Annotated in this window: 25 protein-coding genes; 4 read left to right on the top strand and 21 right to left on the bottom strand. The window is 66.8% G+C overall.

The annotated features are described in order from the left end of the window. Positions 1-48: 48 nt before the first annotated feature. The 6 genes from CF68_RS15870 to CF68_RS15845 all read right to left on the bottom strand — a co-directional run bounded on the left by CF68_RS15870 (position 49) and on the right by CF68_RS15845 (position 6,211). A complete protein-coding gene (locus CF68_RS15870; RefSeq protein ID WP_035820380.1) occupies positions 49-1,227 on the bottom strand; it encodes an acetyl-CoA C-acetyltransferase in 1,179 nt (392 codons plus the stop codon). Between the two features lie 50 nt (positions 1,228-1,277). Continuing rightward, positions 1,278-1,949 carry a carbonate dehydratase gene (gene can / locus CF68_RS15865; RefSeq protein WP_035820378.1) on the bottom strand — a complete coding sequence of 224 codons (672 nt, stop codon included), beginning with the start codon at positions 1,947-1,949 and terminating at the stop codon, positions 1,278-1,280. Continuing rightward, positions 1,946-3,787, bottom strand: a complete 1,842-nt coding sequence (aceK, locus tag CF68_RS15860; protein WP_035820376.1) for a bifunctional isocitrate dehydrogenase kinase/phosphatase — start codon at positions 3,785-3,787, stop codon at positions 1,946-1,948. Before aceK ends, can begins: the two co-directional genes overlap by 4 nt. Before the next feature lie 108 nt (positions 3,788-3,895). Continuing rightward, the gene (locus tag CF68_RS15855; protein ID WP_035820374.1) at positions 3,896-5,077 is read right to left on the bottom strand and encodes an isovaleryl-CoA dehydrogenase; all 1,182 of its coding nucleotides are present in this window, start codon (positions 5,075-5,077) and stop codon (positions 3,896-3,898) included. Between the two features lie 64 nt (positions 5,078-5,141). Continuing rightward, positions 5,142-5,618 (bottom strand): PaaI family thioesterase, encoded by a 477-nt coding sequence (locus tag CF68_RS15850; RefSeq protein ID WP_035820372.1) that lies wholly within the window; start codon positions 5,616-5,618, stop codon positions 5,142-5,144. 128 nt (positions 5,619-5,746) lie between these two features. Then, positions 5,747-6,211 carry a MerR family DNA-binding transcriptional regulator gene (locus CF68_RS15845; RefSeq protein WP_035820369.1) on the bottom strand — a complete coding sequence of 155 codons (465 nt, stop codon included), beginning with the start codon at positions 6,209-6,211 and terminating at the stop codon, positions 5,747-5,749. A gap of 206 nt (positions 6,212-6,417) precedes the next feature. Between CF68_RS15845 and CF68_RS15840 the strand changes: the two genes are divergently transcribed. Further along, complete coding sequence (locus tag CF68_RS15840; protein WP_035820367.1) at positions 6,418-7,494, top strand: MBL fold metallo-hydrolase; 1,077 nt, start codon at positions 6,418-6,420, stop codon at positions 7,492-7,494. 5 nt (positions 7,495-7,499) lie between these two features. Here the strand turns inward: CF68_RS15840 and CF68_RS15835 are convergent, their stop codons facing one another. The 5 genes from CF68_RS15835 to argS form a co-directional block, all read right to left on the bottom strand. Further along, positions 7,500-8,333 (bottom strand): helical backbone metal receptor, encoded by an 834-nt coding sequence (locus CF68_RS15835; RefSeq protein ID WP_035820365.1) that lies wholly within the window; start codon positions 8,331-8,333, stop codon positions 7,500-7,502. A gap of 2 nt (positions 8,334-8,335) precedes the next feature. After that, on the bottom strand, positions 8,336-9,142 hold the full coding sequence (locus tag CF68_RS15830) for an SDR family oxidoreductase (RefSeq protein WP_035820363.1): 807 nt from the start codon (positions 9,140-9,142) through the stop codon (positions 8,336-8,338). Between the two features lie 106 nt (positions 9,143-9,248). Next, positions 9,249-9,884: a thiol:disulfide interchange protein DsbA/DsbL gene (locus CF68_RS15825; protein ID WP_035820361.1), complete on the bottom strand. Its 636-nt coding sequence runs from the start codon at positions 9,882-9,884 to the stop codon at positions 9,249-9,251. Between the two features lie 166 nt (positions 9,885-10,050). Beyond that, positions 10,051-10,776: an SPOR domain-containing protein gene (locus CF68_RS15820; RefSeq protein ID WP_035820359.1), complete on the bottom strand. Its 726-nt coding sequence runs from the start codon at positions 10,774-10,776 to the stop codon at positions 10,051-10,053. Between the two features lie 103 nt (positions 10,777-10,879). Beyond that, positions 10,880-12,667, bottom strand: coding sequence for an arginine--tRNA ligase (gene argS, locus CF68_RS15815; protein WP_035820357.1), 1,788 nt, complete (start codon positions 12,665-12,667; stop codon positions 10,880-10,882). A gap of 264 nt (positions 12,668-12,931) precedes the next feature. On the opposite strand from argS, the gene CF68_RS15810 reads away from it, so the two are divergent. Continuing rightward, positions 12,932-13,252 (top strand): DUF1840 domain-containing protein, encoded by a 321-nt coding sequence (locus CF68_RS15810; protein ID WP_035820355.1) that lies wholly within the window; start codon positions 12,932-12,934, stop codon positions 13,250-13,252. 176 nt (positions 13,253-13,428) lie between these two features. Here the strand turns inward: CF68_RS15810 and CF68_RS15805 are convergent, their stop codons facing one another. Together CF68_RS15805 and CF68_RS36255 are read right to left on the bottom strand one after the other, a co-directional pair. Next, positions 13,429-13,857: a DUF883 family protein gene (locus CF68_RS15805; protein ID WP_010812882.1), complete on the bottom strand. Its 429-nt coding sequence runs from the start codon at positions 13,855-13,857 to the stop codon at positions 13,429-13,431. A gap of 52 nt (positions 13,858-13,909) precedes the next feature. Continuing rightward, on the bottom strand, positions 13,910-14,077 hold the full coding sequence (locus tag CF68_RS36255) for a DUF1328 domain-containing protein (protein ID WP_010812883.1): 168 nt from the start codon (positions 14,075-14,077) through the stop codon (positions 13,910-13,912). Between the two features lie 284 nt (positions 14,078-14,361). Between CF68_RS36255 and CF68_RS15795 the strand changes: the two genes are divergently transcribed. Continuing rightward, positions 14,362-15,765: a CHASE3 domain-containing protein gene (locus CF68_RS15795; RefSeq protein WP_035820353.1), complete on the top strand. Its 1,404-nt coding sequence runs from the start codon at positions 14,362-14,364 to the stop codon at positions 15,763-15,765. Between the two features lie 49 nt (positions 15,766-15,814). On the opposite strand, the gene CF68_RS15790 is transcribed toward CF68_RS15795, so the two are convergent. From CF68_RS15790 to CF68_RS15770, 5 genes are all read right to left on the bottom strand, one after another. Further along, positions 15,815-16,222 (bottom strand): response regulator, encoded by a 408-nt coding sequence (locus CF68_RS15790; RefSeq protein ID WP_035820351.1) that lies wholly within the window; start codon positions 16,220-16,222, stop codon positions 15,815-15,817. 48 nt (positions 16,223-16,270) lie between these two features. Then, a complete protein-coding gene (locus CF68_RS15785; RefSeq protein ID WP_010812886.1) occupies positions 16,271-16,903 on the bottom strand; it encodes a response regulator transcription factor in 633 nt (210 codons plus the stop codon). 324 nt (positions 16,904-17,227) lie between these two features. Continuing rightward, complete coding sequence (locus tag CF68_RS15780; RefSeq protein WP_035820349.1) at positions 17,228-17,698, bottom strand: hypothetical protein; 471 nt, start codon at positions 17,696-17,698, stop codon at positions 17,228-17,230. Between the two features lie 263 nt (positions 17,699-17,961). Beyond that, complete coding sequence (gene metH, locus CF68_RS15775) at positions 17,962-20,709, bottom strand: methionine synthase (protein WP_035820347.1); 2,748 nt, start codon at positions 20,707-20,709, stop codon at positions 17,962-17,964. A gap of 16 nt (positions 20,710-20,725) precedes the next feature. Then, on the bottom strand, positions 20,726-21,787 hold the full coding sequence (locus CF68_RS15770) for a homocysteine S-methyltransferase family protein (RefSeq protein ID WP_035820344.1): 1,062 nt from the start codon (positions 21,785-21,787) through the stop codon (positions 20,726-20,728). A 229-nt stretch (positions 21,788-22,016) separates the two neighbouring features. Here CF68_RS15770 and CF68_RS15765 point away from each other — a divergent pair, with 229 nt between their 5' ends. Next, a complete protein-coding gene (locus CF68_RS15765) occupies positions 22,017-22,409 on the top strand; it encodes a rhodanese-like domain-containing protein (RefSeq protein WP_010812890.1) in 393 nt (130 codons plus the stop codon). A gap of 63 nt (positions 22,410-22,472) precedes the next feature. Here the strand turns inward: CF68_RS15765 and CF68_RS15760 are convergent, their stop codons facing one another. The 3 genes from CF68_RS15760 to CF68_RS15750 all read right to left on the bottom strand — a co-directional run bounded on the left by CF68_RS15760 (position 22,473) and on the right by CF68_RS15750 (position 24,356). Then, positions 22,473-22,730: a DUF3567 domain-containing protein gene (locus tag CF68_RS15760; RefSeq protein WP_010812891.1), complete on the bottom strand. Its 258-nt coding sequence runs from the start codon at positions 22,728-22,730 to the stop codon at positions 22,473-22,475. Positions 22,731-22,955: 225 nt separating this feature from the next. Beyond that, positions 22,956-23,798, bottom strand: a complete 843-nt coding sequence (locus CF68_RS15755; protein ID WP_035820341.1) for an alpha/beta fold hydrolase — start codon at positions 23,796-23,798, stop codon at positions 22,956-22,958. Between the two features lie 51 nt (positions 23,799-23,849). Continuing rightward, complete coding sequence (locus CF68_RS15750; RefSeq protein ID WP_235205786.1) at positions 23,850-24,356, bottom strand: DUF3108 domain-containing protein; 507 nt, start codon at positions 24,354-24,356, stop codon at positions 23,850-23,852. Positions 24,357-24,664: the final 308 nt, after the last annotated feature.

The following is a 24,664-nucleotide window of genomic DNA, read 5'->3' as shown; positions in this document are numbered from 1 at the left end:
CCTCTCCCGCAAGCGGGAGAGGGGAGAAAACAAGCGGGAAGGAACGCGTTACAGGATCTCGATCCCCACCGCAGTCGCCTCGCCACCACCAATGCACAGGCTCGCCACCCCGCGCTTGCCGCCGGTCTTGCGCAGCGCGCCGATCAGCGTGGTCATGATGCGCGCGCCCGAGGCGCCGATCGGGTGGCCCAGCGCGCAGGCGCCCCCGTGGATATTGACCTTGTCGCGCGGGATCTTGAGGTCATGCATGGCCGCCATCGGCACCACGGCGAAGGCCTCGTTGATCTCGAACAGGTCGACGCTGTCGGTGGTCCAGTCCAGCTTGCGGTACAGCTTGGAAATCGCTTCCACCGGCGCGGTGGTGAACCAGCCCGGCGCCTGCGCGTGGGTGGTGTGGCCGAGCATGCGTGCGATCGGCTGCAGGCCCAGCTGCTTCGCGGTGGAGGCGCGCATCATCACCAGCGCCGAGGCGCCGTCGTTGATGGACGACGACGAGGCGGCGGTGATGGTGCCGTCCTTGGCAAAGGCGGGCTTGAGCGAGGGGATCTTGTCGAGCTTGATGCGGCGCGGGCCTTCATCGGTGTCGATCACGGTGTCGCCGCCCTTGCCAGACACGGTCACCGGCGCGATCTCCCAGCGGAAGTCGCCGTTCTCGGTGGCCTGCTGCGCGCGGCGCACGCTTTCCATCGCGAATTCGTCCTGCTGCTGGCGGGTAAAGCCGTACTTCGCCGCACAGTCTTCGCCAAAGGTGCCCATGGCGCGGCCCTTGTCATAGGCGTCTTCCAGGCCGTCCAGCATCATGTGGTCGTAGACCATGCCGTGGCCGATGCGGTAGCCGCCGCGGCCCTTGGGGATCAGGTACGGCGCATTGGTCATGCTCTCCATGCCGCCGGCAATGGCGATATCGAACGAGCCCGCGATCAGCCCGTCGTAGACGGTCATGGCCGCGCGCATGCCCGAGCCGCACATCTTGTTGACGGTGGTGCAACCCACGCCCAGCGGCAGGCCCGCGCCCAGCGCGGCCTGGCGCGCCGGGGCCTGGCCCTGGCCGGCCGGCAGCACGCAGCCGAACACCACTTCTTCCACCTGCTCGGGCTTCAGGCCGGCGCGCTCGACGGCGGCGCGGATGGCCACGGCGCCCAGCTGCGGCGCGGTGACGCTGGCGAATTCGCCCTGGAACGCAGCCATCGGCGTGCGGGCGGCTGAAACGATGACGATCTCTTCCATGTCGGGTCTCCTGGATCGGTGTATGAAGATGCGGTGTCGGGTGGGTCCGGTCAGCGGATCGACGCCTGCGGCGGATCGCCGTACTGGCGGTAGGCCGCGGCCAGCTGCTCGTGCAGTTCGTCGTTGCTGCTGGCGGCCATGCCCAGGTCGCGCAGCAGGCCGTCGGACACGCCGTAGACCCAGCCATGCACGGTCACGGCCTGGCCGCGGGTCCAGGCGTCCTGGAGCACGGTGGTCTGGCAGACGTTGTTGACCTGCTCGATCACATTGAGCTCGCACAGGCGGGTATGGGCGTCGTCTTCGCGCAGAAGCGTGCCCAGATAGGCCTCGTGCTTGTCGGCCACGTCGCGCACATGGCGCAGCCAGTTGTCGGCAAGGCCGATGCGCTCGCGCTTGAGCGCGACCTTGACACCGCCGCAGCCGTAGTGGCCCACCACGGTGATATGGCGCACCTTGAGCACCTCTACCGCGAACTGGATCACCGCCAGCGCGTTCAGGTCGCTGTGCGCGATCACGTTGGCGATATTGCGGTGGACAAACACCTCGCCCGGGGCCAGGCCCAGGATCTGGTTGGCCGGCACGCGCGAATCGGAGCAGCCGATCCACAGGTACTCGGGCGCCTGCTGGTTGGCCAGGCGCATGAAGAAGGTGGGGTCTTCGGCGTTGACGCGGTCGACCCACTCGCGGTTGTTGCGGAACAGCTGGGCAATGGCGTCAGTCATGCGACCCTCCTTGCGGGACCAGGATCGGGAACGGCAGCGGCACCTTGCGCGCCGCCAGCTTCGCCGTAGCGGTGAATGAATCGCTCTGAACTGTGATAGGCAAAGAAGTCATGAACATGTCCGGCCAGCAGCCGGTCCTTATGGCTCTGCCACATGGCAGGGTCGAAAAAATCCGCATGATGGCGCAGGAACGCCGCGCGCACGCGCGTGTCGCCCAGCAGGAAGGTGCGGAAGGTCTCGGGAAAGATATCGTGCGGACGCACCGTGTACCAGACCTCGCCCGACATCTCCTCTTCCTCGTTGCGCGGCTGCGGCACGTCGCGGATGTTGCAGTCGGTCAGGTACTCGATCTCGTCGTAGTCGTAGAACACCACGCGCCCGTGGCGCGTGACGCCGAAGTTCTTGTACAGCATGTCTCCCGGGAAGATGTTCGCTGCGATCAGCTCCTTGACGGCGTTGCCATATTCGATCACGCCGTGCTCGACCTGCTCGTCAGTGCCCTCCGTCAGGTAGATGTTCAGCGGCGTCATGCGGCGCTCGATATAGACGTGGCGCACCACGATCTCTTCGCCGCCGTCCTTGCCGCGCTGGTACTCGATCATCGACGGCGCGTGCTGCTCGAACTCGCGCACCAGCGCATCGTCGAAGCGCGAGCGTGGAAAGGCCACGTCGGAGTACTCCAGCGTATCCGCCATGCGGCCCACGCGGTCGTGCTGCTTGACTAGCTGGTACTTGGACTTGACCAGCTCGCGCGTGGTTTCCTTGGGCGCCGGGAAAAAGTCCTTGATAACCTTGAACACGTACGGGTACGACGGCAGCGTGAACACCAGCATCACCAGCCCGCGGATGCCGGGTGCAACGATGAACTTGTCCGACGAATGCTGCAGGTGGTGCAGGAAATCGCGGTAGAACAGGTTCTTGCCCTGCTTCTGCAGGCCCAGCGAGGTATAGATCTCGGCGCGCGGCTTGCGCGGCATGATGTCGCGCAGGAAGGTCACGTAGGCCGACGGGATCTCCATGTCGACCATGAAATAGGAGTGCGTGAACGAGAACAGGATCAGCAGCTGTTCCTTCTTCAGCAGCACCGTGTCCAGCGCCAGCTTGCCGCCGGGGCCGTGCACGATCGGGATCGCCAGCGGGAAAGTGCGGTCGCCGTTCAGGATGCGGCCGATGATGAAGGCCGACTTGTTGCGGAAGAACAGCGACGACAGCGTATGGACCTGGAAATTCGGCGCGATGCGCAGGTCGCCGAAATGCTCGCTGACCGCGCGCACCACGTAGCCGATGTCGCGCTGCAGGTCCTCGAACGGGGATTCCAGCTGGAAGTTGTGCACGATGCGCTCGAAGCACGCGGCCATGCCCTCGCGGCTGCCCGGATAGTAGGCGCGGAAGGTCGGGCGCGTGGGCGATTCCTCGTTCTCGATGTACTCGGTCGAGATCGCCGGGCGCACGAAGATGAAATCGTTGTTGAAGTACGAGCGGTGCAGGATGCGCGTGCAGACCGAGTTGAAGAAGGTCTCGGCCAGCTCGGGCTGGTGGTGGTTGGTCAGGAGGCCGATGTAGTGCAGCTTGATCTGCTGCCAGATCTCGTCCTCGATGTTCTCGGCGTCGTACTCGTCTTCCAGGATCACGCTCGATTCGCGCACGCGCTCGTTGTAGAACGCAATGCGGTCGCGCTGGATCTGCTGCAGCCCGTGCCAGTCGCCGGCCTCGAACTTGAGCTTGGCCTGGTGGCTGACCTCGCGGAACAGGCGGTAATGCTTGTCGAACCCGTCGAGCATCGTTCTCGCCACATCGAAGGCAATCTGCGAGGAGAGCAGTTTGGGGAAGTGGGACATGGGTCGACGGGGGCCGGGGGCAATACTGCGAGAGGTCTTGCGACGGGTACTGAGATTGTAATGGGGTTCGGGCGGGGGCTCCGGGTGATTTCGGCGCCCCCTTGCGCTTTACATGGTCTCCGCGAACAGCTCGCGGCCGATCAGCATGCGGCGGATTTCCGAGCTGCCGGCGCCGATCTCGTACAGCTTGGCGTCGCGCCACAGGCGGCCAGCCGGGTATTCGTTGATATAGCCGTTGCCGCCCAGGATCTGCACGGTCTCGCCCGCCATCCAGGTGGCCTTCTCGGCGGTGTACAGGATCACCGCGGCGCAGTCCTTGCGCACCTGCCGCACGTGGCCGCTGCCCAGCGCGTCCAGGTTCTTGCCGACCGTGTACAGGTAGCTGCGCGCCGCCTGCAGCGTGGTGTACATGTCTGCCACCTTGCCCTGGATCAGCTGGAATTCGCCGATGCTCTGGCCGAACTGCTTGCGGTCGTGGATATACGGGGTGACCACGTCCATGCACGCCTGCATGATCCCGACCGGGCCGCCGGACAGCACCGCGCGCTCATAGTCCAGCCCGCTCATCAGCACCTTGGCGCCGCCGTTCTCGGCGCCAAGGATGTTCTCGACCGGCACTTCCACGTCCTGGAACACCAGTTCGCCGGTGTGCGAGCCGCGCATGCCCAGCTTGTCCAGCTTCTGCGCCACCGAGAAGCCCTTCATGCCCTTCTCGACGATAAAGGCGGTCATGCCGCGCGCGCCCAGCTCGGGCTCGGTCTTGGCGTAGACCACCAGCACGTCGCAGTCCGGGCCGTTGGTGATCCACATCTTGGTGCCGTTGAGCACGTAGCGGTCGCCCTTGAGCTCGGCGCGCAGCTTCATGCTGACCACGTCGGAGCCGGCATTGGGTTCGCTCATCGCCAGCGCGCCGATCCATTCGCCCGAGACCAGCTTGGGCAGGTATTTGGCCTTCTGTGCGGCGGTGCCGTTGCGGTGGATCTGGTTCACGCACAGGTTGGAGTGCGCGCCATAGGACAGGCCGACAGACGCCGAGGCGCGGCTGATTTCCTCCATCGCGATCATGTGCGCCAGGTAGCCCATGTTGGCGCCGCCGTATTCCTCGGCCACCGTGATGCCCAGCACGCCCAGGTCGCCCATCTTCTTCCAGGCGTCCATCGGGAACTGGTCGGTGCGGTCGATCTCGCCGGCGCGCGGGGCCAGTTCGGCCTGGGCCCAGTCGCGCACGGAGTTGCGCAGCATCTCGATGTCTTCGCCCAGATCGAATTTCAGGCCTGGCAGTTCGGTCATGATGGTCTCCTGTTTGGAATCGGTATGTGTGTCGGGTTCCGGTTGGATGGCCGGAGCCGTCAGTTCAGACGTGGCCCAGTGTCTTGACCACGCACAGCGTCATCAGCATGGTAGCCACCTGCTTGCGGCGGCCGTCCTGCTCGACATAGACATCGCCCTGCGCCACGATCAGCGTGCGCCCGGGCTTGAGGACCCGCCCCACCGCCACCAGGCGTTCGCCCTGGGCGGGGGACAGCAGGTTGATCTTGTACTCGGCGGTCAGGCCCGCCTCATCTTCGCCCACCATCGTCAGCGCGGCGTAGCCGCAGGCGCTGTCTGCCAGCGCACCCACCGCGCCGCCGTGGAAGAAGCCGTGCTGCTGGGTCACGCCGTCGGACCACGGCATCGCCAGCTCGACCTCGCCGCGCTCCACCCGCCGCAGGGTCGCGCCAAAGGTGGTCATCAGCCCCTGGCGGGAAAAGCTGGTGGCGATGGCGTCGGCGCGCGCGGCGGACAGCGATCCTGGTTCAGCGGGTACGGCACTGGCGTTGGATGACGTCATGGCGGAGTTCCGGTGTGAAAACGTTGGGTCGCCGGGCAGCCACAGGCTGCGCGCGCTGTCCGGGTATTCTATTGACGTTTACGTAAACGTCAATCCCATCCGGCACGGATGCCGGTGGAAGTGGCGCTTCAGGCGGCGGTGGTCCGGGCCGGCGCATCGCCGCCTTCCGTGGCCGGCTGCTGCTTGCCGGTCTGCGCGGCCAGCAAGGCCCTGCACTGCCGCTCATGCTGGTCGATCTCGGCCAGTTGTGCCTGCAGGTCTTCCATCTGCCGCTCCAGCGTGCGCCGGTGCGCCGCGAGCGAGTGCAGGAAGCGCTCCAGTTGCGGGGCGGTGTCGCGCGGAGACTCGTAGAGATCAAGGATCTCGCGGATCTCATTGAGAGTAAGCCCCAACCTCTTGCCGCGCAGCGTGAGCTTCAGCCGGGTCCGTTCACGGCCGTTGTAGACACGCTTGCGCCCGCCTGGCCCTTCGCGCTCCGGCGACAGCAGGCCCTGGTCCTCGTAGAAACGGATGGCCCGCGGCGTGATGTCGAACTCACGCGCAAGGTCGGTGATGGTGTAGGTGGCGGAAGCCGCCGCTGGCGTCGCTGACATAGCCTGCCCAAAGAAAGTGAACGGTCGTTCGTTGTGAAGTCAAGTTTTCGCTTAAGATGGAAACGAACCCGTATGATTGACGTTTACGTTAGCGTCAACCAGATCGGCTGGCAACCGGTGCTTGCACGCCCCTGCTCGATGCTTGGCGTGCCGGCAGAACGAGAAAGCCCGCGCCCCCGCGCCAGGCTTCGACCACGAGACTCCTCATGAACGCACTCGAACACCAGCTCCAATACCCGTTCGGCGACACCATGCCCGAGCCCGGCTCCAAGCAGGAAGTCGCCCCCGGCGTCTACTGGCTGCGCATGCCGCTGCCGTTCGCGCTCGACCATATCAACTTGTGGCTGCTGCGCGACCGCCTGGACGGCCGCGACGGCTGGACCATCATCGACTGCGGCATCACCAACGATATCATCAAGGGCCACTGGGAAACCATCTTCGCCAATGAGCTGGAAGGCCTGCCGGTGGTGCGCGTGCTGGTGACGCACAGCCACCCCGACCACGTCGGCCTGGCGCACTGGCTGTGCAAGCGCTTCGGCGTGCGGCTGTGGATGAGCCTGGGCGACTACATGAGCGCGCGCGTGATGGGCAGCGGCACCGGTGCCGGCTCCAGCGCGGGCGGCGACGCGGCCGCCGCGCACTTCGCGCTGCACGGCCTGACCGATGCCGACAGCCAGGAAAAGCTGCGCGCGCGCAAGACCTACTACCCGTCGCTGGTGCCGGACCTGCCGGCGCAGTACCGCCGCATGCTGGAGGGCGACACGGTGCGGATCGGCACCGATGCGGCGACCTCTGCCTGGCGCGTGATCACCGGCTTCGGCCATTCGCCCGAGCACGTGGCGCTGTACAACGAAGCCACCAATGTGCTGATCTCCGGCGACATGGTGCTGCCGCGCATCTCGACCAATGTCAGCGTGTTCGACATGGAGCCCGAAGGCAATTCGCTGCAGCTCTACCTGGATTCGCTCGGCAAGTATGAGCCGCTGCCGCAGGACGTGCTGATCCTGCCCTCGCATGGCCGCCCCTTCCGCAACCTGCATACCCGCATCATGCAGCTGCGCGAGCACCATGCCGACCGCCTCGCCGAAACGCTCGAAGCCTGCGGCGAGAAGGCCTGCAGCGCGCACGACATCGTCAGCGTGATCTTCAAGCGCCAGTTCGACATCCACCAGATGACCTTCGCCATGGGCGAGTCGCTGGCCCACCTGCACTGCCTGTGGCACCGCGGCGAGCTGGTGCGGGAAACCGGCGACGACGGCGTGATCCGCTTCCGCGCGGCCTGACTGGCTTAGTTGGCGGCCGCCAGTGCCGCCAGGTAGCGCACCCCGTCGATGGCGCGGCTGCCGTACCAGGACAGCATCTCGCCGTCGATCAGCAGCACCGGCTTGCCAAGCTGGCGCTCGAGCGCGTCGGCATGGTCTTCGGTGAAGCGGTAGGGCTCGGTCGACAGCAGCACCAGGTCGAGCTCACGCACCAGCGCGTCGCTCCAGCGGAAGGTGGGATAGCGCTCGCCGGGCGCGTTGGGGCGGCTGCAGTCGCCGCCCACGCAGGCTTGCAATGCAGCGCCGCCGTCCGGCCACGTGTGCCAGTTGGCAAGCGCCAGCATGCGGCTGATATAGGTGTCGCGCGATACCGTCATCCACGGGTCCTGCCAGATCGCATACAGCACGCGGCGCGCCGGCCACGGGCGCACGCGGATGGCATCGAGCTGCACCTGCAGCGCCGTGCATAGCGCCTCGGCCTCTGCGTGGCAGCCGAAGATGCCGCCCAGCAGCTGGTACAGCCCGAGGTTGTCTTCCGGCGCGCACGGGTGGGTGACGATCACATTGGGCACGAACGCGCGGATCTCGTCCACGGTCTCGCGCCGGTTCTCATCGATATTGACCACCACGTGCGTGGGCGCCAACTCGCGCAGCCGCGCCACGTTCACGTCCTTGGTGCCGCCCACCTTGGGCACCGCGCGCACGGCCGGTTCCGGGTGGATGCAGAAGCCGGTGCGCGCCACCATCTGCCGGGCCATCCCGAGTGCGAACAGCAACTCCGTCACCGACGGCACCAGCGACGCGATCCGCACCACCCCGCTGGCGGCGGCATGCTGCTGGCCGATGGCGTCGCGCCACATGGTCAGGGCTCCTGCGGCGGCTCGGCGCGCCGCGGCTTGCGCGGGGCGCCCGCGGCCAGCGCATCGTAGAGCCAGCGCGGCATCACGTGCAGCAGCGCCGCCACCACGCCCATCGGCCACGGAATCACGCGGAACCGCCGTCCTGCCGCGATCACGCGCACGGCCTTGCGCGCGAACACGTCGGCATCGGTCAGGAACGGCATGCGGTACGGGTTGTGCGCGGTCATCGGCGTGCGGATATAGCCGGGCGCGATCGTGACCACGCGGATGCCGTGCGCGCGCTGCTCCAGCCGCAGGCTTTCCAGCAGCTTGATCACCGCCGACTTGGACGCGCTGTAGGCGCCCGCGCCCGGCAGCCCGCGCACGCCGGCGACGCTGGCAATGCCCACCAGCGTGCCGCGGCGCCCGAAGTGGCCGGGCTCGCGCGCCTGCATCGCATGCATGAACGGCTGGAAGGTGGTCAGCACGCCGAACCAGTTGGTATCCATCACCTGGCGGAAGGCGTCGAGGTCCTCGCGCTCGCTGGCGACGGTGCCGACCGAGACCCCGGCATTGGCGATCACCACGTCCGGACAGCCGAAATGGCCGAGGAAGTCTTCAGCGGCACGCGCCATGGCGTCGGCATCGCGCACATCGGCGCCGTAGACGCGCACCGCGCCCGGGTTGGGCAACGTGGCGACAAACTCGCGCAGCGCGTCCTCGCGGCGCGCCACCAGCCCGAGGATGGCGCCTTGCGACGCATATTCGCGCGCGAGAGCCTGGCCCAGGCCGCTGGAGGCGCCGGTGAGGAAGACTTTGAGGGGACGCATGAAGGCAGGGTTGCAGTCTGAAAAAAAAACGGCTGGTACAGGATACCAGCCGTTTGGCTTGCTACAGGTGTTGGATAACCCTCGGCTTGCGAAGGTCGCCAGCAAATTACATCTTCTTCGCCTTCACCTGCTCCACCAGGTAATCCATGGTCTGGACGGCGCCCTGCTTGTTGCCGGCAATCGACGGCGAGGTCACGTACTTGCCCTGCACCACCACGGTCGGCACGCCGTCGATCTTGTAGGCGTCGGCGATCTTGTTGGCGCGCTGCGAATTGGTGGTCACCGTGAATGAGTTGTATGCATCCAGGAAGGCCTTGCGGTCCACGCCGTTCTTGGCCATGAAGTCGGCGATCTCGTTGGGGTCCGTCATGCGCTTGCGGTCCACGTGGATGGCGTTGAAGACCTTGTTGTGCATGGCGTCGAGCTTGCCGATGGCTTCCAGCGCATAGAAGATCTTGGTGTGCGGCAGCAGGTCGTCACGGAACGCGACCGGCACGCGCTTGAAGACCACGTTGCTGCCCTGCTTCTTGACCCAGGCTTCCAGGTCCGGCTCGAAATCGTAGCAGTGCGGGCAGCCGTACCAGAAGAACTCGGTCACCTCGATCTTGCCCGCGGCGACCGGCTGGGCCGCCTTCAGGACCTGGTATTCCTTGCCCTCGGCGGGCGCCGCCCGGGACGGGGCGGACATCAGCAGGCCGCCCACGGCGGCGAACATGGCGAACAGTGCGGCGAGTTTTTTCATCTTGGTGCGGCCTTGCGGTTTGGACGATGAGCGTATGACAGCGGCGGCGGCGTCCGGTTCAGCGGAACGCCGGCCGCTTCTGGTGACAACGTGTTGCGGCGGTTACCGGCAATTACTGCCAGTGCCGCCGGCACGACCGGAATAACGCCTGACCCTGCGGTCCGGCTTACTGCTTGGTGAAGCGGATCACCGAGGCCTCGAAGCCGGACGTCTGCAGCCGGTCGCGTGCCTTGTTCATGTCTTCGATGCGGTTGAACGGCCCCAGGCGCACCCGGTACATCTTGACGCCGTTCACGTCGCGTTCGGTGATCCTGGCTTCGAAGCCCTGCATCGCCAGGTTGGCCTTCTGGCGGTCGGCGTCGTCCGACGAGCGGAACGCGCCCACCTGCAGCAGGTAGCCCACCTTGTTGGCGTCGGCCTGGGCGATCTCGGCGATCGGGTCGGCCACCGGCTTCTCGGCCGGCTTGCTGGCGACGGGCTTGTCAGCCGGCTTCTCCACGGGCTTTTCCACCGGCTTCTCGGCCGGACGGGCGACGGCCACCGGGGGTTGCTGGCCGTTCTGGCCATGCTGGCCATTCTGCTTCGGTTCCGGCTCGGGCGCCTGGCCCACCGGCTTGGCCGGGGTCTTGCTCCACAGCGGCTTGTTGGGGTCGCTCGGACCCTCGTCGGCGCGCTGGGCCGGCGGCGGCAGCTGGCTGGTGACATTGCCCGGCTCGCTCGGGCGCGGGGCACTCTTCTGCTGGAACGGGGTCGGCGACTTGGTGATGTACAGGGCGACCACCACGGCGATGGCCAGCCCGACGATCAGCCCGAGCACCAGGCCCAGGAACGTACCGCCGCGTTGCTGGTTGCGGCGGACATGGCGCGACTCGCGCTTGCGTTGCTGTTGCATGAAGTCCTCTTCGGTGATGCCGGGATTATAGGGCCAGCGCCGCCAACGGCAGCACTGGCATCGTCCCCGGGGCCGGACGGCGCGGGGGACGCCGGACGCCTGCTTACATGCGGCGCGGGGCGGACACGCCGATCACCGCCAGGCCGTTGCGCAGCACCTGGCGCGTGGCAGCCAGCAGCGCCAGCCGGGCGCGCTTGACGGCCTCGTCGTCCACCAGCACGCGGTCGGCGTTGTAGAAGGTGTGGAAGTCGCCGGCCAGGTCGCGCAGGTAGAACGCGACCGCGTGCGGCGCCAGCTCGGCGGCGGCGGCCGACAGCATGTCCGGGAACTCGGCCAGGCGCTGTCCCAGCGCCTGCGCCTGGGCGCTGGCTTCGGGGCCGGTCACGGCGGACAGGTCGGCGCCGGCCAGCTCGGCCAGGCGGGCTTCCCAGTCCGCGCCGCCCCACGACTCGAAGATCGAGCAGATGCGGGCGTGGGCGTACTGCACGTAGTACACCGGGTTCTCGTCGTTCTGCTTGAGCGCCAGGTCGACATCGAACACGAACTCGGTATCGGCCTTGCGCGACAGCAGGAAGAAGCGCACCGCGTCGCGGCCGCGGGTGAAGTGCCCGGGCCAGTCGGCGACACCTTGTTCCAGGCAGCCGCGGATGGTCTCGTCGCCGCCGTTGGACCATTCGATCAGGTCGCGCACGGTGACATAGGAGCCGGCGCGCTTGGAGATCTTGACCTCCTCGCCGTTCTTCATCACGGTGACCATCTTGTGCAGCACGTAGTCCGGGTAGCCCTGCGGGATGCCCATGTCCAGGCCCTGCAGGCCGGCGCGCACGCGCGCGATGGTGCCGTGGTGGTCGCTGCCCTGCACGTTGATGACCTTGGTGAAGCCGCGCTCCCACTTGGTGGTGTGGTAGGCGACGTCCGGCACGAAGTACGTATAGGTGCCGTCGCTCTTCTTCATCACGCGGTCCTTGTCGTCGCCGTCGTCGGTGGTGCGCAGCCACAGCGCCCCCTCGCTCTCGTAGGTCTTGCCCTTGCCGACCAGCGACTGCACCGCGGCTTCGACGCGGCCGTCGCTGTACAGCGACGACTCCAGGTAATAGCGGTCGAACTTGACGCCAAAGGCCTGCAGGTCGATGTCCTGCTCGTTGCGCAGGTAGGTGACGGCAAACTTGCGGATCGAGTCGATGTCCTCGACGTTGCCCGACGCAGTCACGGGCTCGCCGTCCGAGGCGCTGACAGTCTTGCCAGCCAGGAAGTCGGCGGCGATGTCGGCGATGTAGTCGCCGTTGTAGGCGGCCTCGGGCCAGCTGGCGTCGCCCGGCTTGAGGCCGCGCGCGCGCGCCTGCACCGACAGCGCCAGGGTCTGGATCTGCACGCCGGCGTCGTTGTAGTAGAACTCGCGGTGCACGTGGAAGCCCTGCCACGACAGCAGGTTGGCCAGCGCATCGCCCAGCGCCGCCTGGCGGCCGTGGCCGACGTGCAGCGGGCCGGTCGGGTTGGCCGAGACGAACTCCACCAGCACCTGGCCGTGCACGCCGCGCTCGCGCGCGCCGTAGTGATCGCCCTCGGACAGTACCGCGCGCAGCACGTCGGCCTTGGCGGCCGGGGTCAGGCGCAGGTTGATGAAGCCGGGGCCGGCAATCTCCATGGCCTGGACCAAGCCCTGCGCGCGCGCGTCGGCCTGCACGGCATCGACGATGCGCTGGGCCAGCTCGCGCGGATTGCTCTTGAGCGCGCGCGCGACCTGCATGGCGACGTTGCAGGCAAGATCGCCGTGGGCGGCCATCTTGGGCCGCTCGAAGGTGACGGCGGGCAGGGTGGCATCGGCCGGGGCGAGCGCGCGCACCGCATCGGTGAACGCGGCGGCAAGATTGGAGGTCTGAACAGGCAGCATGGATGTCGGAAGCCCTGTGGGCAAGGTATTCAGGCACCGCCTTGGGCGGCGCCGTCGCCCGGAAGGCGGCATGTGACGGCAAAGGAACAGTGAACGCCGCACCGCACCGCGTGACAGGCATTGGAATCGGGAACGCCGAATTTTATCAGGTGCTATGCTGACATCATGCGCGAGGATGGCCCCGGGCCACAATCCGGGCCAAAATCAGCGAGACTTCCCGCCCCCGGGAACGCCCCCCGCCTCTCCGTGAAAGGAAAACACATCATGCTGATCACCTTCAAATCCCACGCCGCGCAGGACCTGATCATGATGAAGGATCTGGCGATGACGCTGCTGGGCATCATCGGCAAGCGCCTCGGGGAACGAGGGGTGATCACCGTAGAAGAGCTTCCAACCGCGATCCACAAGCTGGAAGCCGCGGTCGCCGATGCCAAGACCCATCCCGCCAGCTCGGCCGTCGAAGCGGACACCGGCAACGACGAGGACGAGGAAGAACCGCTGCACCTGGGCCAGCGCGCCTACCCGTTCCTGGACATGCTGCGTGCCTCCCAGCGTGAGGGGGCCAACGTGATGTGGGGGGTGTGACGGGAACAGACACCCGGTTGCGTGCGGCACGGATCGCCGCGCGCCCAAAAAAACGCCCGGCACCGCAGTGGGCTGCCGGGCTTCCGGACGAGGATTCCGGAAAACGGGGGAATCCCTTGCAGGACTCGCCCGGCGTGCCAGGCGGATCCCAGTAAGTCTGGTGGCTGGGGGCGGGCCTAATCCTCCTCTGAATGGCGCCGGCCATTGGCCAGCAGCAGCCCGATCAGCGCCCCCACGGCCGCCGCGATCGCCACCGCCTTCAGCGGCGACTCGGCCACGCGGTGCTGAGCGTGTTCTACCGCACCATCCATGCGCTCGCGGGCGCGCATCATGCCGTCGGTGGTCTGGGCGCGCAGCCGATGGGCCATGTCGGTGGCCCGCTCGCGCAGGCGCTGCCCGGCGCGCATGCTCTCGGCAGAGCCCTCGCGCGCCAGCACTTCGATGGTGTGCTCCAGCTGGGCGATCAGCGCCTTGACCTCGCCGGATACCGGCGCTGCCGCATCGCGCGTGTCGCGCGCAGCATGCCTGATATGGCGGATGGCACTGTCGGCACTGTCGGACAGGTGGTTCAGTTCCTTCCTGACTTTCGGGTTCTGCGTCAGCATACGGTCTCCTCAGTTTCGGTCGGCGGTGGGGCAAAACGGCTCGCGGCCGGTGTCATCGCCCCCTGCGGACCAGGCCCATCACCGCGGCGACCAGCGCCACGACCAAGAAGATGAAGAACAGGATCTTGGCGATTTCCACGGCGCCGGCGGCAATTCCGCCGAAGCCGAAGATCGCGGCGATCAGGGCGATGACGAAAAATACGAGTGCATATTGCAGCATGGCTAGGCTCCCGAAGCAATCGGACCACGCCAGGCGCACTGGCTGGGCCCATGTGAGGGCTTGCGCCAACGGGTGCAAGCTCATAGCCTCATCGTAGAAAGCCAGCCCGCGCACCAATACTGACAGCGAGCCGATTCCGCTGTCAGCCGAGTCCTACAAGCACCCGGACAACGCCCGCGCGGACCCGGCTTCAAGGTTGACCCATGGCGATCGATGTGATTCCATGGGCGCTCCCTGGCGCTGCGGCGGGCGAGCGGCGCGCCTTCACTACACAGGAATTGCCCATGTTCAAGCAGTCCTTTCTCCCCCACACGCTGCTGCTGGCGGGCGGCATCCTGCTGACGCTGGCGGTGCTGGTGGCGTCGGAAACCGGCAATATCCGCCTGCGCGAAAGCTATACCGACGTGATCCGCTCGCAGCGCGTGCAGACCGAGCTGGCCGCGCTCAACGGCGAGCTGGTCAATGCTGAGGCCGGCCAGCGCGGCTTCCTGCTGACCGGCAAGGAAAGCTACCTGGAGCCGTACTACAAGGCCCTGCCGCGCATCGCCGAACTGATGGCGCAGATCCGCGCCGGCTATGCCAACGATCCCGAAGGCCTGAAGCAGTTCAGCGACACCTCCAAGCTGATCAACAGCAAGCTCAACGAGATGGCGCTGACGCTGGTGTACGGCAAGCGCGACCTGGAAGTGGCGCTGGACCTGATCCGCACCGACTACGGCAAAGAGACCATGGACAACGCGCGCCGCGGCCTGGACCAGCTGCAGGCGCGCGAGGCCGGCGCGGTCTCGCACCGGCTGGAAGGCGCCGAGAACGACGTGCAGCTGTCGCGCTACGGCATCGGCCTGCTCACCGCCATCAACATCATCCTGATGACGGCGGTGGGCGTGGGCCACGCCAAGCGCCTGTCGATGGCCGAGGCGGTGCGCACCCAGCTGGAAGAGGAAAGCGTGCGGCTGGACCGCAAGGTGCGCGCACGCACGCGCCAGCTGTCGGCGCTGGCCGCCCACCTGCAGCGCGTGACCGAGGACGAAAAGACACGCCTGGCGCGCGAACTGCACGACGAACTGGGCGCCATCCTGACCGCGATCAAGCTGGACCTGCACTGGGTGCGCCGCAAGGTGCAGGAGGACCATCCGGTGGCGGCCGAGCGCCTCACGCGCGTGATGCTGCACGTGGACCAGGGCATCCAGATCAAGCGCCGCCTGATCGAGGACCTGCGCCCCACGGTGCTGCTGAACCTGGGCCTGCGCGCGGCGGTGTGCCAGCTGGTCGAGGAAGTGGGGGCGCGCAATGACTGGGAGACCAATGTCAGCGTGCCGGAAGACCTGCCGGCGCTGCGCGACGAGGCCGCGATCGCGCTGTACCGGATCGTGCAGGAATCGCTGACCAATGCCAGCAAGTACTCTGAAGCCAGGCACATCGATGTCAGCCTGGCCTGCCAGGACAGCCTGCTGACGCTGACCGTGCGCGACGACGGCAAGGGCCTGCCGGCGGACTTCGACGCCGGCAGCACCGCCGGCCACCACGGGCTGCTGGGCATGGAGCAGCGCGTTACCGCGCTGGGCGGCAGCATGCAGATCGATTCCTCGGCGCAGGCGGGCGTGCGCATCCGCATCGAGGTGCCGCTGACGGAAGCGGTGCTGGCGCCGGCAGAGGCGCCGGAAAACCAGGAGCCGGCGCGCGCCTGACGCGCACCGGCAGGCAGGGAATGATGAGGGAACGAGGTGCTGGCCCGGCTCAGGGCGCCGGCGCGGCGTGCTCCTCGATCACGCGGAACACCTGCTCGAGCTCGAGCGACTTGTCGAAGAAGTAGTCCGCGCCGGCCTCGGCGCACTGGCGGCGGTACATGCTGACCTGGGCGTGGTTGGTGTAGACGATGCGCACCGCGCCGGTGCCGTTGCGCTGCATCGCGCGCAGCACATTGATGCCGTTGCCCTGGCGCAGCTGCAGGTCGACGATGACCACATCGTACTTGCCGGCGGCGAGCAGCCGCAGGGCCATGGCTTCGGTATCGGCCCAGTCCACGTTCTCGATGAACGGGAAATCCTTCAGGTATTCGAGCAGCATGCCTCGCAGGACCGCCGAGTCTTCAATCAGCAGTATGCTCAGCGCCCGGTAGGAAGTGTTCGAAGCCTGCTCCGACATGTTATGTATTGCTGGTCCTCGTCCGGTGCGGCCCACCATCGCGGGCTGTTATTCGACCAGGCCGTTCTTGATGGCGTAATAGGTCAGGTCAGCGTTGGTCTTCATGCCCATTTTCTCGAGAATGCGGGAACGATAGGTACTGACGGTCTTGACGCTGAGAAACAGTTCATCGGCAATCACCGACACCGACTGCCCCCGCGACAGCTTGCAGAAGATCTGGAACTCACGCTCCGACAGCATCTGGTGCACCGGCTGCTCGGTCGGCTTGTCGAGCCCGCCGATCAGCAGGTCGGCCACGGTGGCGCTCACGTAGCGGCGGCCCTGGGCCACCGTGCGGATGGCCTTGACCAAGTCGTCCGGGGCGCTTTCCTTGGTCAGGTAGCCAGAAGCCCCGGCACGGATCAGGTTGATCGCGTACTGGTCTTCCGGGTAGGTCGACAGGATCAGGACCGGCAATTCGGGCTTGCGCTGACGGATCAGCTTGAGCACGTCGATGCCGTTGCGGTCGGGCATCGAGATATCCAGGACCAGCACATCGAACTCGGCATCGCGCAACTGCGCCATGACCTGGTCGCCGCTTCCGGCCTCGCCTGTCACCTGGATGTCGGGCTCTTCGGAAAGGAACTGGCGCAGCCCGGCACGCACAATCTCGTGATCGTCAGCGATCAGGATGCGGATCATGTGGGCTCCACTGGGTTGAACAGACCGGCACATGCCCGGTGCAGTCGGGTGCAGGCGGAACCGCTTGCGTTGATGTCATTGTAGTGCCGGGCGCGGGCGCGGGCTGTCGGTGTCAGGCTGACATGAGGCGCGGCCAGAACGCGTGCACGGCACATCGCGCGGCGGGTCACCGCGCACAAACGCAAAGCGGGACGGAGGTGATCCGTCCCGCTTTGCTGCGGCGCGTCAGTGCTGAAACTTCCTGGAGGGCGCTGGCGCCGCCGGCACTGGCAAGAGGCCGAGGCTAGTCGCTAGTGGCCAGTGACTGTGGACTAGCGCAGCACGTTACTGCGCCTTGGCACCCGCGTCGGCACCGGCGCTCACGCCCACGCTCGCGTCGGTCTTGGCCTTCTTGGTCGACTTGGCGGCGTGCTTGTCATGCTTGTCACGCTTGGACTTGCTGCCGGCGTCTGCCTTGGCGCCGCCGGTGGCGTCGGCGGCGGTGCCAACCCCCTTGTCGACGGCCGCGCCGGCGGTGGACAGGCCCTTGTCAGCGGCGGAGCCTGCTGCCGACAGACCCTTTTCGGTGGCCGCGCCCGCGGTCGACAGACCCTTTTCGGCCGCGCCTGCGGCACCCGTGGCGGCGCTGCCGGCAGTGTTCAGGCCGCCCTGCGCTGCAGCGGCGGGAGAGGGTGTGGTCACCGATGCGCCGACATCGGCCTTCGTGCCAACGGATACGCCGGTGCCTTGGGCCATGGCCAGCGAGGAAGCGGCAGCGATCGACAGAGCGGACAGGGAGAGCAGCAGTTTCTTCATGGACAGACTCCTTTCAGGATGCCCCACGGCGAAACATTCGCCGCGGTGATCACGCTGGTGATTGCGTGTATCGAGCCCTCAGTCTAGGGAGCCGGACTGCGCCGGTCTGTGAGGAGTTGAAAGCCTCTGTAAGGAGTTGTGAGGCGCCTGGCACATCGCCCCGGCACGGCTTTGCCGGCCGCCTGCAGTGGTTTTCCCTGTTGCATCAACGGGCTGGCGGCGGGGCCATGCCGCCGCCCCTGCCGCCCTGCCGTCGCACCCGGTTACAGGTTGGGCGCCAGCGCGCGCTCCAGCGTGGCGCGGTCCTCGTGGCGGCGCGCCGCCATGTCGTCGAGCTGGTCCTGGCCGATCTTGCCGATGGTGAAGTAGGTCGACTGCGGATGCGCCAGGTAGAAGCCGCTCACCGATGCGGCCGGCGTCATCGCCAGCGACTCGGTGATGCCCATGCCGATCTCGGGAGCGTCGAGGAACTCGAACATCGGGCCCTTGACGGTGTGCTCCGGGCACGCCGGGTAGCCCGGCGCCGGGCGGATGCCGCGGTATGACTCGGCGATCAGCTGCTCGTTGCTGAGCTGCTCGCCGGCGTCATAGCCCCACAAGTCCTTGCGCACGCGTTCGTGCAGGCACTCGGCAAAGCCTTCGGCGAAGCGGTCGGCCAGCGCCTTGAGCATGATCGCGCTGTAGTCGTCATGGTCGGCTTCGAACTGCGCTTCCTTCTTCTCCACGCCCAGGCCCGCGGTCACGGCGAACAGGCCGACGTAATCGGCAATGCCGCTGTCCTTCGGTGCCACGAAGTCAGCCAGGCAACGGTTCGGGCGGCGCACGCCATCCACCACCGGACGCTCGCTCTGCTGGCGCAGGTTGTGCCAGGTCAGCGCGACCTTGCTGCGGGTCTCGTCGGTGTAGATCTCGATATCGTCATCGTTGACGGTATTGGCCGGCAGCAGCGCGATCACGCCGTTGGCGGTCAGCCAGCGGCCCTGGATCAGGCGCGACAGCATCGCCTTGCCGTCCGAGAACACCTTGCGCGCCGACTCGCCGACGATCTCGTCGTTGAGGATGTCGGGGTATTTGCCGGCCAGGTCCCAGGTCTGGAAGAACGGGCCCCAGTCGATGTAGTTGGCCAGTTCCGCCAGGTCGTAGTTGCGGAACACGCGCCGGCCGATGAACTTGGGCTTGGGCGGCACGTAGCTGCTCCAGTCGATCGGGGTCTTGTTGGCGCGCGCCTGCGCCAGCGTCACCATCGGCGTGGCCTTCTTGTTGGCGTGCTGGGTGCGGATGCGGTCGTAGTCGGTCTTCAGATCGTCCAGGTACTTGGCCGCGCCTTCATCCGACAGCAGGCTCGACGCCACGCTGACCGAGCGCGAGGCATCCGGCACGTACACCACCGGGCCTTCGTAGTTGGGCGCGATCTTGACCGCGGTATGCACGCGCGAGGTGGTGGCGCCGCCGATCAGCAGCGGGATCTTCTTCACGCGGAAGTAGTCGTCGCGCTGCATCTCCGAGGCGACATAAGCCATCTCTTCAAGCGACGGCGTGATCAGGCCCGACAACCCGACGATGTCCGCGCCCTCGACCTTGGCCTTGGCCAGGATCTCGTTGCACGGGACCATCACGCCCATGTTGACCACTTCGAAGTTATTGCACTGGAGCACCACCGACACGATGTTCTTGCCGATGTCGTGCACGTCGCCCTTCACGGTGGCGATCACGATCTTGCCGCGCGCCTTGACGTCGCCGCCGGCTTCGGCCAGCAGGCGCTTTTCTTCCTCGATGTAGGGCAGCAGGTGTGCCACCGCCTGCTTCATCACGCGCGCGCTCTTGACCACCTGCGGCAGGAACATCTTGCCCGCGCCGAACAGGTCGCCGACGATGTTCATGCCATCCATCAGCGGGCCTTCGATCACCTCGATCGGGCGGCCGCCGCGCGCCTCGACCTGCTGGCGGACCTCTTCGGTGTCTTCGACGATGAAGGTGGTGATGCCATGCACCAGAGCGTGCGCCAGGCGCTCGCCCACCGGCACCGGCTGCTCGGGCGTGCCGCGCCAGGCGAGGTTTTCTTCCTTCTTCGCGCCGCCGCCCTTGAAGCGGTCCGCGATCTCCAGCAGGCGGTCGGTGGAATCTTCGCGGCGGTTCAGGACCACGTCTTCCACGCGCTCGCGCAGCTCGGGGTCAAGCTGGTCATACACGCCGAGCTGGCCGGCGTTGACGATGCCCATGTCCATGCCCGCGCCGATGGCATGGTACAGGAACACGGTGTGGATCGCCTCGCGCACCGAGTCGTTGCCGCGGAACGAGAACGAGACGTTGGACACGCCGCCGCTGACCTTGGCGTACGGCAGGTTCTGCTTGATCCAGCGCGTGGCCTCGATGAAGTCCACCGCGTAGTTGTTGTGCTCCTCGATGCCGGTCGCGACCGCGAAGATATTCGGGTCGAAGATGATGTCTTCCGGCGGGAAGCCGACTTCATTGACCAGGATGTCGTAGCTGCGCTTGCAGATCTCGGTCTTGCGCTGGAAGGTGTCGGCCTGGCCCTTCTCGTCGAAGGCCATCACCACCGAGGCGGCGCCATAGCGGCGGATCAGCGCGGCGTGGTGGCGAAACTGTTCCTCGCCCTCCTTGAGCGAGATCGAGTTGACCACTGGCTTGCCCTGCACGCACTGCAGGCCGGCCTCGATCACTTCCCACTTGGACGAGTCGATCATGATCGGCACGCGCGCAATGTCCGGCTCGGAGGCGATCAGGTTCAGGAAGCGAACCATGGCGGCCTTCGAGTCCAGCATGGCCTCGTCCATGTTGATATCGATGATCTGCGCGCCGTTCTCGACCTGCTGGCGGGCCACCACCAGGGCCTCGTCGAACTGGCCGTTCAGGATCATACGCGCGAAGGCCTTGGAGCCGGTCACGTTGGTGCGCTCGCCGACGTTGACGAACAGCGTGTCGTCGTCGATGGTGAAGGGCTCGAGGCCGGACAGGCGCATCGGGCGCGGGGGCAGTTGGTTGTCGCTCATTTTGTCAGGCTCCGGCTCAGGCGGCGTCGCGGTACTGGCCGGGCCAGGTGCGGGGTTTCTTGTCGGCCACGCGCTCGGCGATGGCGGCGATATGCTCGGGGGTGGTGCCGCAGCAGCCGCCCACCAGGTTCACCAGGCCGGAAGCGGCGAATTCCTCCACCAGCGACGAAGTGACTTCCGGCGTTTCGTCGAAGCCGGTGTCGCTCATCGGGTTCGGCAAACCCGCGTTGGGGTAGCACGACACCGCGGCATCGCACACCTTGGCCAGTTCGGCGATATAGGGGCGCATCAGCGTCGCGCCAAGCGCGCAGTTCAGACCGATCGTGATCGGCCGGGCGTGGCGCAGGCTGTTCCAGAACGCCTCCACGGTCTGGCCCGACAGGATCCGGCCCGAGGCATCGGTCACGGTGCCGGAGATCATCACCGGCAGGCGTTCGCCGGTGTCCTCGAACAGCTGGTCGATGGCGAACAGCGCCGCCTTGGCATTGAGCGTGTCGAAGATGGTCTCGACCAGGAACACGTCGGCGCCGCCTTCCAGCAGGCCCTTGCCCTGTTCGTAGTAGGAATCGCGCAGCTCTTCGAAGGTCACGTTGCGCGCGCCCGGGTCGTTCACGTCGGGCGAGATGCTGGCGGTCTTGGGCGTCGGGCCGAAGGCGCCGGCGACAAAGCGCGGCTTCTCCGGCGTGCTGTACTTGTCGCAGGCGGCACGGGCCAGGCGCGCAGCCTCGACGTTCATCTCGTACGCCAGGTCCGCCATCTTGTAGTCTTCCTGCGCCACGCCGGTGGCGCCGAAGGTGTTGGTCTCGATCAGGTCGGCGCCGGCGGCCAGGTACTGCTCATGGATCTCGCTGATGACCTGCGGGCGCGTCAGCAGCAGCAGCTCGTTGTTGCCCTTGACGTCCACCTTGTGTTCCGCGAAGCGCGCGCCGCGGTAGTCAGCCTCGGTCAGCTTGTAGCGCTGGATCATGGTGCCCATGGCGCCATCCAGGATCAGGATGCGTTCTTGCAGCAGCCGGGGCAACTCGGCAGCCCGGGTGTAGAGGCGCGGCGCGGCCGCGGTGGATTCAGGGGCACTCATGGCGGGGACTCTGGAAAGGCGGGCCTGCGGCGTATCCATGGCTGGATCGGCGCCGGGCCGCTGCTGTGGCCGATGCTGGCCAAAGACGGACGATTTTATCAGGTGTATCAAGGCCTTGCGGCTGCCCGCGGTGGCCCGCGGTTGCCTGTCCGGCCCGGTGGCGCCTACACTGAGAGACGTAACCGTCACCGCCCCGGGGCGCTTCGCGCTGCCCCCTTCCTTGCCCGCCATGCAACATCTCTCCCCCGCCGACGCCCAGGACCTGCTGGCGCAATCGCCCGAGACGCTCTTTATCGACTGCCGCAGCGAGATGGAATACCTGTTCGTCGGCCATCCCAAGGGCGCGCACAACGTCCCCTGGAACGATGGCCCGGACTGGGAGGTCAACCCGCATTTCGTGCAGATGGTGAAGAAACTGGCGGGCCAGGCATCGGCGCGGCCGGTGCTGCTGATCTGCCGCAGCGGCAACCGCTCGTCGGCGGCGGCGCGGGCACTGGAGGGCGCGGGCTTCTCCAACGTCCAGTTCGTGCTGCACGGCTTCGAGGGCGACCTCGATGCGCAACGCCACCGCAACACGGTCAACGGCTGGCGCCATGACGGGCTGCCGTGGGAACAGTATTGAGCGCAGCCCGCCGCCAACAAAAACGCCCGCCGAAGCGGGCGTGATCGTTCCAGGCAAAGCCGCTCAGTGCATCACCAGCGGGTGCATCATCACATTGTCGAACTTGCCGAGAAAATCGTCGACTTCCTCCACGGATGGCTCGCTTTCAATCAGGCGTTTGACGTCGGCGCGGAAGCTCTCGGCCAGATGGCCGCCGAGGAAGATTTCGCGCTTCAGGTTCTTGTCGACGATTTCATAGCCACCAAACTCAAGCGGCGCCTGATCGACATCCGCACCAAATTCCACGATGCAGTAGTTGTCGCTGTTGTAGATCATTTGCATGGCACACCTCCTGGGCGTCATGGATGGGCGGCATGCCCTTGTGGTTCTTGCCTCAGTTGATGCCTTGAGGGGGCGCCGCGGCTTTACCTCCAAACTTGGGGTGACCGGCGGGAAATCAAGTTATTGGTGCGGGTCACCTCGTTGCCACGATTTTCTGCCTTACATGGATTGGGCATCGGCCAATGCAACAAGTTTCTTGAGCCTTCCACATCAGTGTGTTGCTTGTCACGGAACGTCGCACTGCCCCCCGCATGCGGCATTCCCAAGAAAGGCGTCCAGCGCGGCGTGGAAGCGCTCGGGCTGCTCCACGTGCACCAGGTGCGCCGCTTGCGGCATTACCTCGAGCCTGGCCCCGGGGATGGCCGCGGCGATGCTCTGTGCCATCGCCACGGTTGCGCCCTGGTCCTGCTCGCCCGCTACTACCAGCGTAGGACAATGAATGCGGGAAAGCGCGCCGGCGAGGTCAAAAGCCATGATCGCCTCGGCCACCCCCACGTATCCACGTACCGGCGTGGCCACCAGCCTGTCGCGAATGCGCGACACCTGGTCGCGATGGGCCTCATGGAAAGCCGGCGTCAGCCAGCGCCCGAGCGTGGCATCGGCCATGCCGGCCATGCCATGGGCCTCGGCCTGGCCGATGCGGTTGTGCCACATCGGGTGCGCCTCCATCGGCGTCTGGCTGTTGGTGGCCACCAGCGCCAGCGACAACAGCCGCTCGGGATGGCGCAGCCCCATGGTCTGCCCGATCATGCCGCCCACGGAAATCCCGCAGAAATGCGCCTGGGGGATCTGCAGCGCGTCCATCACCGCGACCACGTCGTCGGCCAGCCGCGTCATCGTGTACGGCCCGAGCGGGGCGTCGCTGGCACCGTGGCCGCGCATGTCAGGGCGCACCACGCGATAGCGGCGCGCCAGGTGCTGCGCGGTGGCGTCCCACAGCGTGTGGTCGGCAGCCAGGGCGTGGGCCAGGATCACCCAGGGCCCGTCCGCCCCGTCCACGCGCACGTGCAGGTCGGCGCCTTCGGCGTGGATGCGTTGGGTTTCGGCGGGTGGCGTGGCAACGGTCATGGCTGGGCTCCTTTCGGTCAGGTGATGCGTCGGGAGGCGCGCGCCGCGGTCCTACTGCCCTTCCTTGCCGCGGTACACCAGGTCGATCTGGGTGCCGTCGGGCTCGGTCTGGCGCAGGCGCACCGGCATCCAGCCGAGCGACTGCGCCAGCCACAGCTCGACGCGGCGCCGGTCATTGGCACGGCGCTGCAGCCTCACAAAGTGCTTTGCGCGTATCACGCCGTGGCCGGTGTCGATCTCGTCCTCTCCAACATACTGCACTTGCATGGGTTCCACATCCCGCGTGTCGGCCACAAGGAACGCTTCCGTCACTCCCGGGGTGGCATATCGCTGCGGATTGCCGCGCACCAGCCCCACCAGCTGCAGGAATACGCTGAAGCGGTCCTGCGCGCCGGGCGGGAATGGCGCCTGCGTGCCCGAGGCAAACACCGCGGTGCCGGCCGCGGCATCGAACCGCGAGGTCTCGGTCTTGTTGCGGCGGCGTTCCTCGTAGCGTTCCGGCAGCAGTCCCTGCACGGCCATCGCGCCGCCGCTCTGGAAGGCAAAGCGGAACCACAAGACGCGGGTTTCGACCGCCAGCCGGTNGGTTTCCGCCCGCCAGCCGGTAGCGGCTCCCGTCCTGCTCCCAGCGGATCAGGCCGTCGGGGTTCTGCACGCCGTTGACGAAGCTGGCGTAGTGCATCGTCGCCGACGGCGGCGGGTCGTAGCGCACGCCATCGACGCCGCCCTGCGGGCCGCCGGATGGCGCGGCGGCAGGGGTGGCAGGCTTGGCCGCGCTGCCTTCGCCGCCGGTACCCGAAGCCATCTCGGTCGCGCCCTGCGGGCTGGTGGCGAGCGCGGGAGCGGGGGCTTCCTGCGGCGCGGGT

The sequence above is a fragment of the Cupriavidus sp. SK-4 genome (genome assembly GCF_000611125.1).
In the GTDB taxonomy this organism is placed as follows: Bacteria; Pseudomonadota; Gammaproteobacteria; order Burkholderiales; family Burkholderiaceae; genus Cupriavidus; species Cupriavidus necator.
Note: the sequence above shows the minus strand (reverse complement) of the source record. Positions and strands in the feature narration are given on the sequence as shown.